General features: G+C 67.1%; 19 protein-coding genes. 13 read left to right on the top strand and 6 right to left on the bottom strand.

Translation table 11 applies throughout. The features are described from left to right. Positions 1-32 precede the first annotated feature (32 nt). Complete coding sequence (icd, locus tag C4901_RS08305; RefSeq protein WP_110136936.1) at positions 33-1,268, bottom strand: NADP-dependent isocitrate dehydrogenase; 1,236 nt, start codon at positions 1,266-1,268, stop codon at positions 33-35. Positions 1,269-1,355: 87 nt separating this feature from the next. Here icd and C4901_RS08300 point away from each other — a divergent pair, with 87 nt between their 5' ends. From C4901_RS08300 to mnmA, 3 genes are read left to right on the top strand one after another with little or no spacing between them, the layout of a single operon-like run. Next, entirely contained in the window at positions 1,356-1,910 is a 555-nt protein-coding gene (locus tag C4901_RS08300) for a pseudouridine synthase (RefSeq protein WP_110136935.1), read from the top strand. Next, positions 1,900-2,343: an NUDIX hydrolase gene (locus C4901_RS08295; RefSeq protein WP_110136934.1), complete on the top strand. Its 444-nt coding sequence runs from the start codon at positions 1,900-1,902 to the stop codon at positions 2,341-2,343. The genes C4901_RS08300 and C4901_RS08295 overlap by 11 nt, the downstream gene beginning before the upstream one ends. Beyond that, positions 2,340-3,455 carry a tRNA 2-thiouridine(34) synthase MnmA gene (gene mnmA, locus C4901_RS08290; protein WP_110136933.1) on the top strand — a complete coding sequence of 372 codons (1,116 nt, stop codon included), beginning with the start codon at positions 2,340-2,342 and terminating at the stop codon, positions 3,453-3,455. The genes C4901_RS08295 and mnmA overlap by 4 nt, the downstream gene beginning before the upstream one ends. Here mnmA and C4901_RS08285 read toward each other — a convergent pair. After that, positions 3,384-4,004, bottom strand: a complete 621-nt coding sequence (locus C4901_RS08285) for a uracil-DNA glycosylase family protein (RefSeq protein ID WP_110136932.1) — start codon at positions 4,002-4,004, stop codon at positions 3,384-3,386. The two genes, mnmA and C4901_RS08285, sit on opposite strands and share 72 nt — an antisense overlap. A 54-nt stretch (positions 4,005-4,058) precedes the next feature. Here C4901_RS08285 and purB point away from each other — a divergent pair, with 54 nt between their 5' ends. Genes purB through C4901_RS08270 form a run of 4 tightly spaced genes read left to right on the top strand, consistent with a single transcriptional unit; the run spans position 4,059 to position 6,764 of the window. Then, positions 4,059-5,429 carry an adenylosuccinate lyase gene (gene purB / locus C4901_RS08280; RefSeq protein WP_110136931.1) on the top strand — a complete coding sequence of 457 codons (1,371 nt, stop codon included), beginning with the start codon at positions 4,059-4,061 and terminating at the stop codon, positions 5,427-5,429. A 32-nt stretch (positions 5,430-5,461) separates the two neighbouring features. Continuing rightward, positions 5,462-6,316, top strand: coding sequence for a DnaJ domain-containing protein (locus C4901_RS08275; protein ID WP_205736272.1), 855 nt, complete (start codon positions 5,462-5,464; stop codon positions 6,314-6,316). Further along, a complete protein-coding gene (locus C4901_RS18015) occupies positions 6,265-6,471 on the top strand; it encodes a DnaJ C-terminal domain-containing protein (protein ID WP_370445957.1) in 207 nt (68 codons plus the stop codon). The genes C4901_RS08275 and C4901_RS18015 overlap by 52 nt, the downstream gene beginning before the upstream one ends. Continuing rightward, positions 6,468-6,764, top strand: a complete 297-nt coding sequence (locus tag C4901_RS08270) for a chaperone modulator CbpM (RefSeq protein WP_110136930.1) — start codon at positions 6,468-6,470, stop codon at positions 6,762-6,764. The genes C4901_RS18015 and C4901_RS08270 overlap by 4 nt, the downstream gene beginning before the upstream one ends. Positions 6,765-6,800: 36 nt before the next feature. On the opposite strand, the gene C4901_RS08265 is transcribed toward C4901_RS08270, so the two are convergent. Continuing rightward, complete coding sequence (locus tag C4901_RS08265; RefSeq protein ID WP_110136929.1) at positions 6,801-7,370, bottom strand: hypothetical protein; 570 nt, start codon at positions 7,368-7,370, stop codon at positions 6,801-6,803. Between the two features lie 140 nt (positions 7,371-7,510). On the opposite strand from C4901_RS08265, the gene C4901_RS08260 reads away from it, so the two are divergent. Together C4901_RS08260 and C4901_RS08255 are read left to right on the top strand one after the other, a co-directional pair. After that, positions 7,511-9,643 (top strand): VTT domain-containing protein, encoded by a 2,133-nt coding sequence (locus tag C4901_RS08260; RefSeq protein ID WP_110136928.1) that lies wholly within the window; start codon positions 7,511-7,513, stop codon positions 9,641-9,643. Next, positions 9,589-10,341 carry an endonuclease/exonuclease/phosphatase family protein gene (locus tag C4901_RS08255; RefSeq protein ID WP_168185636.1) on the top strand — a complete coding sequence of 251 codons (753 nt, stop codon included), beginning with the start codon at positions 9,589-9,591 and terminating at the stop codon, positions 10,339-10,341. Before C4901_RS08260 ends, C4901_RS08255 begins: the two co-directional genes overlap by 55 nt. Here the strand turns inward: C4901_RS08255 and C4901_RS08250 are convergent. Continuing rightward, the gene (locus C4901_RS08250) at positions 10,331-10,540 is read right to left on the bottom strand and encodes a CDGSH iron-sulfur domain-containing protein (protein WP_110136926.1); all 210 of its coding nucleotides are present in this window, start codon (positions 10,538-10,540) and stop codon (positions 10,331-10,333) included. The genes C4901_RS08255 and C4901_RS08250 overlap by 11 nt on opposite strands. Before the next feature lie 20 nt (positions 10,541-10,560). Beyond that, positions 10,561-12,237, bottom strand: coding sequence for a dihydroxy-acid dehydratase (gene ilvD / locus C4901_RS08245; protein ID WP_110136925.1), 1,677 nt, complete (start codon positions 12,235-12,237; stop codon positions 10,561-10,563). Between the two features lie 80 nt (positions 12,238-12,317). Here ilvD and C4901_RS08240 point away from each other — a divergent pair, with 80 nt between their 5' ends. The 3 genes from C4901_RS08240 (at position 12,318) to C4901_RS08230 (ending at position 14,531) form a co-directional block, all read left to right on the top strand. Then, on the top strand, positions 12,318-13,034 hold the full coding sequence (locus C4901_RS08240; protein ID WP_110136924.1) for a pseudouridine synthase: 717 nt from the start codon (positions 12,318-12,320) through the stop codon (positions 13,032-13,034). Then, complete coding sequence (locus C4901_RS08235; RefSeq protein WP_110136923.1) at positions 13,035-14,138, top strand: quinone-dependent dihydroorotate dehydrogenase; 1,104 nt, start codon at positions 13,035-13,037, stop codon at positions 14,136-14,138. Between the two features lie 69 nt (positions 14,139-14,207). Then, complete coding sequence (locus C4901_RS08230; RefSeq protein ID WP_110136922.1) at positions 14,208-14,531, top strand: DUF3579 domain-containing protein; 324 nt, start codon at positions 14,208-14,210, stop codon at positions 14,529-14,531. Here C4901_RS08230 and C4901_RS08225 read toward each other — a convergent pair. Next, positions 14,528-15,742, bottom strand: a complete 1,215-nt coding sequence (locus C4901_RS08225; protein ID WP_110136921.1) for a DUF1015 domain-containing protein — start codon at positions 15,740-15,742, stop codon at positions 14,528-14,530. The genes C4901_RS08230 and C4901_RS08225 overlap by 4 nt on opposite strands. Positions 15,743-15,885: 143 nt before the next feature. Between C4901_RS08225 and C4901_RS08220 the strand changes: the two genes are divergently transcribed. Further along, positions 15,886-16,101, top strand: a complete 216-nt coding sequence (locus tag C4901_RS08220; protein WP_110136920.1) for a carbon storage regulator — start codon at positions 15,886-15,888, stop codon at positions 16,099-16,101. Positions 16,102-16,331 lie beyond the last annotated feature (230 nt).

Genomic DNA, 16,331 nt, shown 5'->3' with positions numbered 1-16,331 from the left:
GCGTACTACCCGCCCTCTCCGGGGCTCCGCCCCTAGCCCATGAACGATACGATCGCGTCTCCGAAACCCGAACAGCTGACCTCGGTGGCCCCCGGCCGCAGCCGCGCCAGGTCGTAGGTCACCCGACCCGCCGCCAATGCCGCACCGATACCACGCACGATGAGATCGGCGGCCTCGCCCCAACCGATATGGCGCAGCATCATCTCCGCCGAGAGGATGAGGGATGAGGGGTTCACCTTGTCCTGGCCGGCATAGCGGGGCGCGGTCCCGTGCGTGGCCTCGAACATTGCCACGCCATCCGAGAGATTGGCGCCGGGGGCCATGCCGATGCCCCCGACCTGGGCGGCCAGGGCATCGGAGATGTAATCGCCGTTCAGGTTCATGGTGGCGATCACGCTATAGTCTTCCGGGCGCAGCAGGATCTGTTGCAGAAAGGCATCGGCGATCACGTCTTTGATCACCACCGAGCCGCCGTCCGGACGCGGCATCACCAGCCGGCCGTCGTGCCAGACGGCCCCGAACTCGCGGTGCGCCAGATCCATGCCCCATTGCCGAAACGCGCCCTCGGTGTACTTCATGATATTGCCCTTGTGCACGAACGTCACCGACGGGCGGCGGTGGGCGATGGCATATTGCAGGGCCTTGCGCGCGAGGCGCTCGGTACCTTGCTGCGATACCGGCTTCACGCCGATCCCCGAGGTCTCGGGGAAGCGGATCGAGCGCACGCCGAGGGTGTCGGTGAGAAATGTTATGAGCTTGCGCGCCTCGGGCGACTGCGCCGGCCACTCGATGCCGGCGTAGATATCCTCGGAGTTTTCCCGGAAGATCACCATGTCGGTCTTCTCCGGTTCCTTCAACGGGCTTGGGACGCCGGCAAAGTAGCGTACCGGACGCAGACACACATAGAGATCGAGTTCCTGGCGCAACGTCACGTTCAGGGATCGCAAGCCGCCGCCCACGGGTGTGGTGAGCGGGCCCTTGATCGATACGACATATTCGGCGATGGCCGCCAAGGTCTCCTTGGGCAGATACTGGCCGGTGCGCGCATGGGCCTTCTCGCCGGCATAGATCTCGCGCCAGGCGATGGCGCGCGCCGGCCCGTAGGCCTTGGCCACCGCGGCATCGACCACGCGGCGCATCACCGGCGTGATATCCACGCCGATGCCATCGCCCTCGATGAACGGGATGATCGGATGATCCGGGACCTGCAGACGGAAATCCTCGCTCACCGTGATCTTGGCCCCGGATCCTGCCTTGTCGTTGGTCATGCTGTCCTCGTTTTAGGCGCGACCCGTCGCGCGGTATAATGGATATTTATCGAGATTGTAGCGGACCTTGGGTCGGCGGGACAGGTTATGGCACAGGTCATTCTCTTCAATAAACCCTACGGCGTGCTCACGCGCTTCACCGACCCCCACGGCCGCCGCACGCTCAAGGACTACATACCGGTGCCGCACGTCTATCCCGCCGGTAGGCTCGATCTCGATTCGGAGGGGCTCATGCTGCTCACCGATTCCGCGGCGCTTGCCACGCGCATCACGCGCCCCGGCCGCGGCTGGCCCAAGACCTATTGGGCGCAGGTCGAGGGCGTGCCCGATGAACGCGCGCTTGCGACGCTCGCCGCGGGGGTCGTGCTAGACGGCGTGCGCACGCGCGCGGCGCGGGTCTCGACACTTGCCGAGCCGGCGCTGTGGCCGCGTAACCCGCCGATCCGTGTGCGCCTGTCGGTGCCCACGAGTTGGATCGCGCTTACGTTGCGCGAGGGCCGCAACCGTCAGGTGCGGCGCATGACCGCCGCCGTCGGCCATCCGACGCTGCGCCTCGTGCGCTACGCCATCGGTGACTACACCCTTGATGGTCTCGCCACCGGGACCTATCGCGCGCTGGAGGATTATCGCGATGCCCCATGATATCCACGTGACGGTCGCGGCGATCGTGCCACGTGACGGGCGGTACCTGCTGGTCGAGGAGATGGTGGGAGGGCGGCTGGTCTTGAATCAGCCGGCCGGCCATCTCGAGACGGGTGAATCGCTGCTACAGGCGGTGGTGCGCGAGACCCTGGAGGAAACCGCGTGGGAACTCATACCGCGCGCGCTGCTCGGTGTCTATCACTACGAAGGACCCGCGGGCATCACCTATGTGCGTTTCGCCTTCATCGGCGACGTCGGCCACCATCACCGGCAACGGCCCCTCGATACCGGCATACGGCAGGCGTTGTGGCTCACGCGCGCCGAGCTCATGGCGCGCACCGCCGACCATCGCGGCCCGCAGGTGCGCCGTGCCGTGGACGATTACGAGTCCGGGCGCCGCTATCCGCTCGACGCGCTCGTGCCGCCGGCATGAAGGGGCATGTCGTGGTGGCGCTTTCGGGCGGGGTCGACTCGGCGGTGGCCGCCGCCTTACTGCTGGAGCAGGGCTATCGGGTCACGGGGCTTTTCATGAAGAATTGGGAGGACGACGACCGCGACGGGTTTTGTCCATCGGCGGAAGACTACCAGTCCGCGCGCGATGCCGCCCTGCACCTGGAGATCCCCTTGCATGCCGCCAACTTCGCGCAGGCCTACCGTGACCGCGTATTCGCCCGGTTTCTCGCCGACTGCAAGGCCGGGCTCACCCCCAATCCCGATATCCTGTGCAATCGCGAGATCAAGTTCGACGTGTTCTGGCGCCATGCCCGGGGCCTGGGCGCGGAGTTCATGGCCACCGGCCACTATGCGCGCGTGGCGCGCTGCGACGGCCGGCTGCGGTTGCTCGCGGGGCGCGACCCGGACAAGGATCAGAGCTACTTTCTGCATACCATAGACCCCGCCATCCTGCCGTTCGTGCGCTTTCCCATCGGCGACTTCACCAAGGCCGAGGTGCGGGCGCGCGCCCGCGCGCTCGGGCTTGCGAACGCCGAGCGCCAGGGCAGCAGCGGGATCTGTTTTATCGGCGAGCGACGCTTCGCGCCGTTTCTCAGGCGCTATCTGAAGGCGGTACCCGGCCCGATCTATACCGTGGACGGCGAGCCCAAGGGGTCTCACGAGGGGCTCCTGTTCTATACCATAGGCCAGCGCCAGGGCCTGGGCGTGGGCGGACCGGGGGCCGCCTGGTATGTCGCCGACAAGCGATTGACCGACAACGCCCTCATCATCGCCCAGGGTGACGACCACCCGAGCCTGTATAGATCCTCGTGCCGCACCGCGCCCGGCCAGTGGCTGGGCCCGCCGCCTACCCTCCCCTGGCGCGGGCTCACCAAGATCCGTTACCGTCAGTCGTTGCAGGAGGTGTGTGTGGATGCCGGCGGATCGGCCCCGGAAGGGCTCACGTTGACGTTTGCCAGACCGCAACGCGCCGTCACCCCCGGACAGTCGGCGGTGTTCTATGATACCCGCGGCGTGTGCCTAGGGGGGGCGGTGATCGTCCATGCCCCCGGACCGAAGGACCTCGCGCACCCGTTCTCTCAGCACGGGTAGTATCTCGGCGGCAAACCACGGATGCCGGGCGAGCCACTGATTGTTGCGTCCGGAGGGGTGCGGCAGGGGCCATAGCGCGCCATAATCGGCGCCATGCCGGACGTGCCAGGCCACCCCGAGGCGGGCATCACGGCCGGTGAGGTGGTAGGCTTGCGCATAGCGGCCGATGAGCAGCGTGAGCACGACACCCGGCAGCAGCGCGCGCAGGCGCGCAAACCACAAGGGCGCGCAATGCCGGGGTGGCGGGTGGTCGCCGCGCGCGCCCGAGCCCGGATAGCAGAGGCCCGTGGGGATGATGGCGAAATCGCGGCCGTAGAAGGTCGCGCGATCGACACCGAGCCACATCCGCAAGCGGTCCCCGCTCGGGTCGTTCCAGGGGATGCCGGTGTCGTGCACGCGCCGGCCCGGCGCCTGGCCCACGATGAGGATACGCGCGCCATCGGCGACCTGGATGATAGGGCGCGGGCCATGGGGCAGATCATGGCACGCGCGGCATGCGCGTACCTCGGTGGCGAGCGCCTGCAAGGGCGATAGGACAAGGTCCGTCACGGGCCCAGGATAAACGACAACGCATGATCGCGGCTAGACGCCGGAAGGACATTTGTGAGCGAACTCTCTGCACTCTCCCCCCTCGATGGCCGCTACGCCCGCGACACGCGCGCGCTGGCGCCGATCTTCAGCGAATGCGGCCTCATGCGCTCGCGCCTGAAGGCCGAGATCGCCTGGCTCGTGGGCCTAAGCGACGAGCCCGGGATTCCCGAACTGGCGCCGTTTTCGCCGGCCGCGCGCGAGCGGCTCGCGACGCTGCTTGCGCATTTCGATGAGTCGGCGGGGGCCGCCATCAAGGCCATCGAGGCGCGCACCAATCATGACGTCAAGGCCATCGAATACTATCTGCGGACCTTCATGAACGACCATGAGGAACTGCGGGACGGCGGAGAATTCGTCCATTTCGCGCTCACCTCGGAAGATGTGAACAATGTGGCGTACGCCCTCATGGCGCAGGCCGGGCGCGATACCGTCCTCATCCCCGCGCTCGATGCCCTCATTGCGGGCCTGGATGATCTCGCGCGCGCCACCGCCGCGATCCCCATGCTCGCCCGTACCCATGGCCAGCCGGCCTCGCCGACCACGGTCGGCAAGGAGATCCGTGTGTTCGTGACGCGTCTTACACGCGCGCGCGCCGGGCTTCGCGCCGTCCCCTTGCTCGCCAAGATGAACGGGGCGGTCGGCAACTACAATGCCCACTATGCGGCCTATCCCGAGGTCGACTGGCCGCTGGTGGCCTCCCGCGTCCTGGCCGGTCTCGGGCTGTCCCAGAACCCCCATACGACACAGATCGAGCCACACGACGGACTGGCCGAGCTCTGCCATGCCATGGCGCGCGCCAACACCATCCTGATCGATCTGGCGCGTGATCTGTGGGGCTATATCGCGCTCGGTTATTTCCGGCAGAAGACACGCGCCGGCGAAGTCGGTTCATCGACCATGCCGCACAAGGTCAACCCCATAGATTTCGAGAACGCCGAGGGCAATCTGGGGCTCGCCAACGCCCTCCTCGACCATCTCGCGGCCAAGCTCCCGATCAGCCGTTTCCAGCGCGACCTCAGCGACTCCACGGTGCTGCGCAACATAGGCAGCGCGTTCGGTTATACGCTGCTCGCCTATCGGGCGTGCGCGCGCGGGCTTGCCAAGCTCACGGTCGACGAGCCGCGCGTGCGCGGCGACCTCGACTGTCATGTGGAAGTCTTGACCGAGGCCGTACAGACGGTCATGCGCCGCTTTGGGCTTGCGGGCGGCTACGAGGACCTGAAGGACCTAAGCCGCGGCCGGCAGCTCACCGTCGAGGACCTGCGCGCCTTCATCGACGGCCTTACGCTGCCGCCGGAGGTGCGCGCGGCCTTGCGCGCGCTCACCCCGGCGACTTATGTCGGCAATGCCCCGGCCCAGGCCCATGGCGACCCGAGGCCTTGAAGATGCCCCTCGGCGCCCGCAGATAAGGGGCCATGCACTATCGCGACTATTACCGGATCATGGGGGTGGAGCGGACGGCCAGCGCCGAGGACATCAAACGCGCCTACCGCAAGCTCGCCCGCCGCTATCACCCGGACGTGAGCAAGGAGCCCAAGGCCGAGGAGCGTTTCAAGGAGATCGGCGAGGCCTACGAGGTGCTGCGCGACCCGGAAAAGCGCGCCGCCTACGATCGTCTCGGCAGCCAATGGCAACCGGACCAGGACTTCACGCCACCCCCGGGCTGGCAGCGTACCGCCCATGGCGCGGCGGCCGGCGGCCACGTCTTCGAGGGAGACAATTTCAGCGATTTTTTCGAAAGCCTCTTTGGGGGCGGGCGGCGGGGTGCTGTGCGCGGTTCGGATGAGGTCGCGCACCTTACGATCACGCTCGAGGAGGCGTTCCACGGGGCCACGCGCCCGTTGCGGCTCACCATCCCAAAGCACGATGCCCGCGGGCGCCTGGCGCCGGAGACGCGCACACTCAACGTGCGCATCCCCAAGGGTGTTCAGCAGGGTCAGCAGATCCGTCTGGCCGGTCAGGGCAATCCGGGACCGGCGGGGGCCGGAGACTTGTATCTCGAGATCGCCATCGCGCCGCATCCCCTGTACCGCGTGGACGGCCGCGACCTCTATCTCACCGCGCCGGTCACTCCCTGGGAGGCCGCGATCTCGAGATCGCCATCGCGCCGCATCCCCTGTACCGCGTGGACGGCCGCGACCTCTATCTCACCGCGCCGGTCACTCCCTGGGAGGCCGCGCTCGGCGCCCGCCTCAAGGTCCCGACGCTCGCCGGAACCGTGGAGCTGCGCCTGCCGGAGGGCTCCCAGTCCGGCCAGAAACTGCGGTTAAAGGGGCGCGGCATGCCGGGCACGCCGCCCGGCGACCAGTACGTTCTCATCGAGATCGTCAATCCCAAGGTCGATAGCGAACGCGCCCGCGAGCTCTATCGCACGCTGGCCCGCGATCTGGCCTTCGATCCGCGCGCGCATTGGGGGGCGGCATGAGTGACATCCTTGAAGGCCTGCTCCTGGACGAGTACGCAGTGGTGACCCGCGCCGAGCTGTGCGGCAGCGGTCGGGTGACGCCCGAGGAGCTCGACGCGCTCGCCGCGCTTGGGCTCCTGCCCATGCGCGGCGACGAGTACCCGGCGGCCTCCGTGGCCCTGGTCCGGCGCGCCGCGCGCCTGAAACGAGGCCTCGACACCGATTGGGAGCTGGTCGCGGTGATCATGGATCTGCTGCATGAGATCGACGCCCTGCGTAGCGAGGTGCGCCGTTTGAAGGCCCGCCAGCGCTAGCGCGCGCAGGCCCCCGCGGCGGAATGCGCGGCCGTGCTAGCGCCGACGCAGCCCCGGGATGCCGGATACCGGCGTTTGCGCCGCCATCGGATAGCCGCATCCGCAACGTTCGGCCCCCGCGGCGACGGGCGCCGTGCAATGCGGGCATAGCGTCGCCGTGGCCACGACTTCCGCCCCGAAGACGTAGCCGCAGGCGCAGCGCCCCACGCCCTTGGGCAAGGTCGCCGTACAGACCGGACACTCCTTGTCGGCCGTGGCCCGTTGCGGGGGTTCGTCATGGACGGCCTGGTGGTGGCCGTCGCGATACGCGGCCCACTCGCGCCCCAAGGCCTCTTCGTCGGCAAGGGCGAGCGCCAGCGCCCGCTCCCGGGCGCGGTCCTCGGGGTGCAGCGTGACCGCGCGCCGCAGGCGTTCGACCTCATCGTGGGCCTGTTTATGGCGCGCCGCGAGGTATTCCCCGTACAGCCGTTCCTGATCCTCTTCGGTCTCGCTTGCCAGGACCTCGGCGTAGCCGCAAAACGGGCAGGCGCGGGAATCCCGTGCGTACTGGCGGGCGCACGAGGGACAGGGCTTGCGGTATAAGGTGGAAATCGCATCTTCCGTCATGACACCTCCTCCACCCTCAACTATACAACGCCGCCTCCGCTTGTGAAGGCGCGCTCGTCGGCTGGGTCCGGCCGCGGGACGGCGCCGCCCGCCCGTCCGCCCGATGGCCACGAGACCCAAGCCCCCCTAGGCTTACGGCCATGGATACCTTGTTTGCCGAAGGTCGCAACTGTTGGCGTATCGTGAGCGCCGAGGCGGTCGCCTTCTTGATCGACGGGGAGGCGTATTTCCGAGCCTTTCAGGAGGCCGCCTGCACCGCCGAGGACACCATCCTGATCTCCGGCTGGGACGTCGACAGCCGCATGGCGCTCGACGGGGCGGGCGATGGACGTCCGGACAACCGCCTTGGTCCGTTTCTCGACACTCTTATACGGCGCAAGCCCGGGGTGCACGCCTTTCTGCTGAACTGGGACTTCTCGCTCATCTTCGCGCTGGAGCGCGAGCCCTTTCCGGCCTTCAAGCTCGGCTGGCGCACCCATAAGCGCCTGCATTTCCACCTCGATGGCCACCATCCTCCGGCCGGTTCGCATCACCAGAAGATCGTCGTCGTCGACGACCGGATGGCATTTGCCGGCGGGCTCGACCTCACCATCCACCGCTGGGACACGCGCGCCCACCGTGCCCACGACAAGCGCCGGATGGGTCCCGCCGGGCGTCCGTATGGACCCTTCCATGATGTCCAGATCGCGGTCAGCGGGCCGGCGGCGCGTGCGCTCGGTGATCTTGTGCGCAGCCGCTGGCACGAGGCCACCGGCGAACGCATCCCGGCACCCCGGGCCCGCTCGCCTGCCACCTGGGCGCTCTCGGCCGCGCCGCTCCTCCACCACGTCCCGGTGGCCATCAGCCGTACCCGAGGCCGCTATGAGGGACACGCCGGGGTCGACGAGATCCGCCACCTCTACCGCGATGCGCTCGCGCGCGCCCGTGAGGTCGTCTATATCGAGAATCAATACCTCACGGCGGCCGCCGTCGGTGACGCCCTGCGCGCGCTGTTGCAGCGCGCCGATCCACCCGAGATCATCATCGTTCTGCCGCTCAGCATCCCCGGCTGGCTGCAACGCCATACCATGGGTGTCCTGCGCGATCGCCTCTTGGCGCAGCTGCGCGCCGCCGACCACAAGCACCGGCTGCGCGCCTGTTATCCGGTGGTCCCGGGACTGGCCGGCGACTGCGTCAAGGTCCACTCCAAGGTCCTGATCGTAGACGACACCTTCGTCACCGTCGGCTCCGCCAATATCAACAACCGCTCCATGGGCCTGGACAGCGAATGCAACATCAGCATCGATGGCCTCCAGGATCCGCGCATCGCGACGGCGATCGATGCCTTGCGCTGCGACCTCCTGGGGGAACATCTGGGATTGTCCGAGGCCGATGCCCGTCAATACCGGCGAGAGGCGGGTTCGTGGACCGCCGTGATCGACGCCCGATGCGATGCCCCGCGCCACCTGGAGCCGCTCCCGGACCGCGCGCACGATGCGCTGTCACCCTTGGCAGACAGCCTCATCGCCGATCCCGAACGACCGGTCGCGGCCCCTGAATTCATTGCGTCCTATGTACCCGAGTCCGCGCGCGCCCATCTCGCCACGCGCCTTTTGCGCAATACCCTGATCTTGACCGGGTTCGCGACACTCGGCGCCATCTGGCACTATACGCCGCTGCATGTCTGGCTGGACGTACCGCGGCTCATCGCCTTGCTGCGTACCGCGAGCCGTTACGCGGCCGCACCGCTGGCCTTGTGGGGCGCCTATCTGATCGGCGGGCTTTCGTTCTTTCCAGTGACGCTGCTCATCGTCGTGACCGCGCTCGCATTCACGCCGCCGCAGAACCTGCTATATGCCTTCCTGGGCTGTCTATCGAGCGCCTCGCTGAACTACGCCCTCGGACGCATCCTCGGCGGGCGCATCCTCCACCGCCTTGCCCCGCGCGCCTTTCGTGAACTGCATCATAGGCTTCGGCGCCCGGGCCTCGGCACCATGATCCTCGTGAGCACGGTGCCGATCGCGCCATTCACGGTGGTCACCGTCGGGGCCGGCGCCCTCAAGGTCCGCTATCGCGATCTTGTCATCGGCACCACCGTCGGTGTCACCCCCGGAATCCTCTTGCTCACCCTTTTTACCGGCAGCCTGGCCTCGACTCTGGATCATCCGGCCACCAAACACATCCTGTTGCTTGCGGTCATCGCGGTGGCCCTGGCGGCCCTTGCCTTAGGGTTGCGAAGGTGGCTCGCCGAACACTTCACCAAGCCTGGATCCACGGCCTGCGCCCGGAAGTGACCGTGCATTTCCGGGTCGTCTCGTACAATATTCATGGTTGCGTCGGACGCGACCGCCGGCGCGATGCCGACCGCATCGCCGCCTCCATTCGCGAATTCGCCGCCGACGTGGTCGGCCTGCAGGAGGTCGATACGGATTCCGGTCCGGGGCTCGACAGCAGCCAGATGGACTACCTTCCGCATGCCACCGGCCTGCACGCGGCGCACGGACCACTCCTGAGCCGCCACCATGGCCACTATGGCAATCTCGTTTTGAGCGCGCACCCGATCCTCGCGGTGCGGCATATCGATCTCAGCGTCGGGCGTCATGAGCCGCGCGGGGCCCTCGACTGCGATATCGCCCTGCGCGACCGGCGGTTACGTGTGGTCGTGACCCATTTTGGTCTGCGCCCGGCCGAGCGGCGCGCGCAGGCGGCACGGCTCATGGCCGCACTCGCGCCGGATTGCCATCGACCGCTCGTGGTCATGGGCGACTTCAATGACTGGCGGACGCAGGGTCCAACGCTTGCGCCGCTGCACGGCCAGCTCGGCCGGCGCGCAAGCCCGCCCACCTATCCGGCGTTCTTTCCGCTCCTGCCGCTCGACCGCATCTTCGTGTGTCCGGCCGAGGCCTCGGTGACCCTGCACGCCGAGAATTCCTCAGCGGCGCGCGTTTGCTCCGATCACCTGCCGCTGCATGCGAGTGTCGTCATGCCGTGAATGAGGCCGCGGTCTCGGCGGCCTGAAATCCGATCTTCACATGCGTGCCGTCGCAAAACGGCTTGCGTTGCGAGGCGCCGCAGCGGCACAGGGCCACCGGTTTCCCGGCCTCCACCGGGAACGGCGCGCCGGCCTCATCCACGATCTCGGCGCCCGATACGAGATAGGGGCCATTGGCCTTCACGGTGATCTTTGCCATTTCGCGCCCTCCTTGGGCTGTCATTCGTCGGTCACGCATCCCAGCGATGCGTTCTGGACGTTCTTGATGTATTTCTTCAGGGTCCCGCGCGCCGCCTTATAAGGCGGCATCCGCCAGGCCGCGCGCCGCCGCGCCCACTCCTCGTCGCTCACCTCGGCCGAGAGCCGCCGCGCCTGGGCGTCGATGGTGATGCGATCGCCGTCCTGGATGAGTGCAATCGGTCCCCCCTCCTGGGCCTCGGGCACGACATGACCGATGATAAAGCCATGCGAGCCCCCCGAGAAACGTCCGTCGGTGATAAGGGCCACATCCGCCCCCATTCCCGCCCCCATCAGGGCCGAGGTCGGTGTCAGCATCTCCGGCATCCCAGGCCCCCCTTTGGGCCCCTCGTAGCGGATGACGACGACATCCCCGCGCTGGATGACACCCGCCTCGAGGGCGGCGAGCATCGCCTCCTCCGAGTCGAAGACCCGCGCCGGTCCGGTGAAAGAAAGCCCCTCCTTGCCGGTGATCTTGGCCACCGACCCACCCGGGGCGAGGTTGCCCGACAGGATCTGGATATGCGCGGTCGCCTTGATGGGCTGATCCCAGGGGCGGATCACCGGCTGGCCGGCGCGCAAGGACGCGGCCTCCGCCAGATTCTCGGCCACGGTCTTGCCGGTCACGGTCAGGCACTCGCCGTGGATCAGGCCATGCTCCGCCAGAAGGCGCATCACCGCCGGCACGCCGCCGGCCTGATGCAGATCCTCCATGACATATTTCCCGCTGGGCTTCAGGTCCGCAAGCAACGGCACGCGGTCGCTTGCCGCCTGAAAGTCCTCCAGGGTCAAGGGGACGTCCACGGCGCGCGCCATGGCGATGAGGTGCAAGACGGCGTTGGTCGACCCCCCCAGCACCATGAGCACGGCGAGCGCGTTTTCGAAGGCCTTGCGGGTCATGATGTCGCGCGGCCTGATGTCGCGTTCCAGCAGCAGGCGCACCGCGGCGCCGGCGCGCAGGCACTCCTCGCGCTTGCCGCCATCGACCGCCGGGGTCGAGGAGCTATAGGGCAGGCTCATTCCCATGGCCTCGATCGTCGAGGCCATGGTGTTGGCGGTATACATGCCCCCGCAGGCCCCGGGTCCGGGGCAGGCGTGATGGATCACCTCGCTGCGTTGCTCTTCTGTGATCTTACCGGACAAAAACGCCCCGTAGGCCTGAAAGGCCGACACGATGTCCAAGGTCTCCCCATGGACGTGACCGGGCTTGATGGTGCCGCCGTAGATCATGAGTCCCGGGCGGTTGACGCGCGCCATGCCAATGATGCAGCCCGGCATGTTCTTGTCGCAACCGGGCAATGTGATCTGCGCGTCATACCATTGCGCGCTCATGACGGTTTCGACGGAATCCGCGATGAGATCGCGGGACTGCAGGGAAAAGCTCATGCCGTCGGTGCCCATCGACATGCCGTCCGAGACCCCGACGGTATTGAAGCGCATGCCGACCAGGCCGGCCTTTTCCACCCCCTCCTTGACGAGGGCGGCGAGGTCCAGGAGGTGCATATTGCAGGTATTACCCTCGAACCATACGCTGCCGATGCCGACCTGGGCCTTGTCCATATCGTCGGCCGTGAGCCCGGTGCCATACAGCATCGCCTGCGACGCCCCCTGGGATTTGGGGCCGGTGATCTTTGCGCTATAACGGTTAAGCTTTATCATATGTCCTCCGCGGGCGGCCATTGTACCGAGCGGTCGCCCAACCCGACAACCGACAGCGAATGCCGCTCCCGGAACACCCCATGAACGACGCCCTCGTGCGTATCTCGAAACTGCTGGCCTCGCGCGGGGTGTGTTCGCGGCGCGAGGCCGATTACTACCTGGAGCAGGGCTTGGTGGAGGTCGATGGGCACCGCGCGGTGGTCGGCGAACGCGCCGCCCCCGATGCACGCATTACGCTCGCCCCCACGGCGCGGGCCCGCCAGGAGCGGCGCGTGACCATTCTCTTGAATAAACCCCTGGGCTATGTGTCGGGGCAACCGGAAAAGGGCTATCAGAGCGCGCATGTCCTGCTCACGGGCGCCTCCTATGCCGGTCCCGCGCCGCTGCCGCGCGTGCCCCCAGGGCTTGCGGTGGCCGGACGCCTCGACATCGACTCCCAGGGGCTTTTGGTGCTCACCGAGGACGGGCGCATCGCGCGCCTTTTGATCGGCGAGCATGTCATCGAGAAAGAGTATCACGTGCGCGTCGATGCGCCGATCCAGGATGCCACCCTGGCCAGGCTGCGCGGACCCTTCATGCTCGACGACCGGCCCCTGCGCCCGGTGCGCGTCGAGCGTCTGGGCCCCGACGCCTTGATCATGACCCTGATCGAGGGACGCAAACGCCAGATCCGACGCATGCTGCACGAGGTCGGGCACGAGGTGCGCGCCCTAAAGCGTGTACGCATCGGGCGCGTGCGTCTGGGCGGCCTCAAACCAGGCCAGTGGCGCCTGCTGGCCCCGGGCGAGCGCTTCTAGGTGTACAAGGCCCTTCGTCCCTGGCTGTTTCGCGTACCCCCCGAGACCGCTCATGAGGCCGCCCTGCTCGCCCTGCGCGCCTACGGCGCCGTGCGCCGGCCACCGGCCACAGCCACCGGCGGCCCCTTGGCGGTCCGGGCCCTCGGTCTGCGGTTTGCCAACCCCTTGGGGCTTGCCGCCGGTTTCGACAAGAACGGCCGGGCCCTGCGCGGGTTGGCGGCACTCGGATTCGGCTTCCTCGAGGTCGGCACGGTCACCCCGCGCGCGCAGCCCGGCAACCCCCGCCCACGCCTCTTCCGGCTTGCCGAGCAACGCGCGCTCATCAATCGTCTCGGTTTCAACAACGCCGGCATGGGGCCGCTTGCAGCGCGCCTACGCGCCCCGCGCCCCGCCATCCCCATCGGCGTGAACATCGGCAAGAACCGCGACACGCCCCTGGACCGCGCCGTCGACGACTACCGGCTGGGGTTTGCGGCACTCGCCCCGTACGCCGACTATCTGACCGTCAACCTGTCCTCGCCCAACACCCCGGGCCTGCGCGCCCTTCAGGAACCGGAGGCCGCGCGCCTCGTGCTCGGGGCCCTGCGTGAGGATCAGGCCGCGCTCTGCCGGCAAAGCGGGCGGCATTGTCCGATTGCGGTGAAGATCGCGCCGGATTTCACGCAAGAGACGCTCGATGCCCTGCTTGCGGTCCTCGCCGAGGGTCTCTGCGATGCGGTCATCGCTACCAATACCACGGTCACTCGCCCCACTATGGGGCACGGGCCTGCGGCCCGTGAGCCGGGAGGCCTCTCCGGGGCGCCGCTCACGGCCCTGTCCCGGGAGATAATATCAAGGACATTCAAGGTGTTACCGGATATCCCTATCATAGGAGTCGGTGGCATAAATAATGCAGAAGATGCCTGGCAACACTTATTGGCGGGGGCCTCCTTGCTGCAGCTTTATACCGGATTGATCTATGAAGGGCCGGGACTCGTGCATACCGTCCTCGCCGGGCTTTTGGAGCGCGTTCGCGCCGGTGGCCAGGATGACCTTGGTGATACGCTTTCCGCGGCGCGACGGAACCTTTCGTCCGGATCAAGGCCCAATACGGTTAAATTCTGATGAAAATGAGCTATCCTTGGCAGGTAAAGGACGACACGCACAGGCAGTAGGACAGTGAGGGTAGAGGCGATGATGGAAGTGGGCAATAAGATCGTGATCGAGGGGGTAACCGAGGATGGCCGCACCTTCAGACCGAGCGACTGGATAGAACGGATCAGCGGCAGTCTTTCCACCTTCGGCATGGATCGCCGCATCCGTTACTCGCATTATGTGCAACCGCAGGTTATAGACGGCCGCAAGTGTCTGGTACTGGATCCGGAACTGAAAAGCGTGAACCCGAGCGCCTACAGCTTTCTCGTGGATTTCGCCAAGGGCAATAAATTGAAAATCCATGGTCTGGACGGTGGGGAATCGGCGGGCGCGTGCATGGCCCCGCGCCTCTGCCCGGCCTAACCCTCCTCCAGGCTGTAGGACACGAGCCCATCGGCGAGCTTGGGCTCGAACCAGGTGGATTTGGGGGGCATGACCGCATCCTGGTCGGCCACCGCCATGAGGTCCTGGAGTCCCGTGGGGTAGAGGGTAAACGCCACGCCGCCCATGCGATCAATGCGTTCGGCGAGCGCCGCCGGACCGCGAATACCCCCCACGAAATCAATGCGCTGATCGCGGCGCGGGTCGGCAATCCCGAAAAGCGGCGCCAGTACCCGATCCTGCAACAGGCTCACATCGAGGCGCGCCACGGGGTCCCGGGGGCGGCTTCCGCGCCAGCACAGGCGATACCAGTGACCCGCGAGATACATCCCGAATTCGGCAGGCGCACGCGGGCGTACCGCGGCGTCCTCGGGCCGGATCTCGAAGATTGCCGCCAGGGCCTCCTGCAATTCCGGCACGCTCCGCCCATTCAGATCAACCACGACCCGGTCATAGTTCAGGATCTGCATCTCGTTGTCGGGAAACAGCACCGAAAGAAACCCGTGGTGGGCGCCGGGCTGCGGTCCACGGCTCGCCGCCACGACCTTCGCGGCGGCGGTTCGGTGATGGCCGTCGGCGATATAGATCCGGGGAAGGCGCTCGAAGGCGGCGGTGAGGCGCGCGATCAGATCGGTCTCGGCCACCACCCACAGGCGATGGCGGACCCCCTGCAGGGGCGCGTCGATAGCCGCCGGGCCCTCGGAGGCGCGCGCCAACAGGGCCGCAATCTCCGGCTGCGCGCGAAACGTGAGGAATGCCGGCCCGGTCTGGGCGTTCAGGGCCTCGATATGACGGACCCGGTCACGCTCCTTGTCCGGACGCGTAAGCTCGTGGCGGCGGATACGTCCCTCGGCATAGGCCTCCACCGAGGCCGCCGCGACCAGGCCCTTCTGGACATGGTCCCCCATCGTCAGTTCATAGCAATAATAACAGGGCGTGGCATCCTGGATCAGCACCTCGCGGCGTAGTTGCGCCCAGTTGCGCGCCGCCTGCCGAAACACGACCTCGTCTGTGGGGTTGGTGTCTGCCGGCAGGTCGACCTCGGCCTTGGAGACGCGCAGAAAGCTCAATGGCCGCCCGGCCACCGCCGCGCGCGCCTCGGCGCTGCTCAAGACATCATAAGGGGGCGCGATCACCGCGGCCGCGCGCGCGGCATCGGGCCGCAGACCCCGGAAGGGACGTATGAGACTCATGGGTACCCCGGAAACGACAAGGCCCTCATTCAAACCCATTTCCGGGGGCAAGTAAACCGGCGCGACCAGAGACCGAAGACCGACCTGCGTATCTGTTGCCGATCGGCTATCGACGGACGCACCGTTTCGCGCTACAAGATCTCATGCTTCTCATTACCCGTAAACGCGGCGAGCGTGTCCTGATCGATCTGGCGCCCGGCGCCGATCCCCGACTGCTCGCCGCCGACCTGTTTGTCCGGGGGCCTTTGGAGATCCTGGTGGCGACCACGGCGCGCGGCCATACGCGTCTTGCCATCATCGCCCCCAAACCCTTGGCGGTGCGACGCGCGCCCGCGCGGACCCCCTCCGACGCCCCGTGAGCCCCTGGACGGACATCGGTGCCCAAAGCCGGGGCACCCCCACCCCAGGGCGAATTTGTCCTCAGAAGATTCCCGTCCCTATAGAACAACTTAACCTCGGTCACTGGACAAGCCTGCAGCGCTGCGGCATCATGGGCGTATGGAAGCACCCCCGATTTTCGACAAGCCTGCAGCGCTGCGGCATCATGGGCGTATGGAAGCACCCCCGATTTTCGACGGCCAGGCCCTTT

It is taken from the genome of Acidiferrobacter sp. SPIII_3, from assembly GCF_003184265.1.
Lineage (GTDB): Bacteria > Pseudomonadota > Gammaproteobacteria > Acidiferrobacterales > Acidiferrobacteraceae > Acidiferrobacter.
This window is presented reverse-complemented; position numbering and strand designations above follow the sequence as displayed.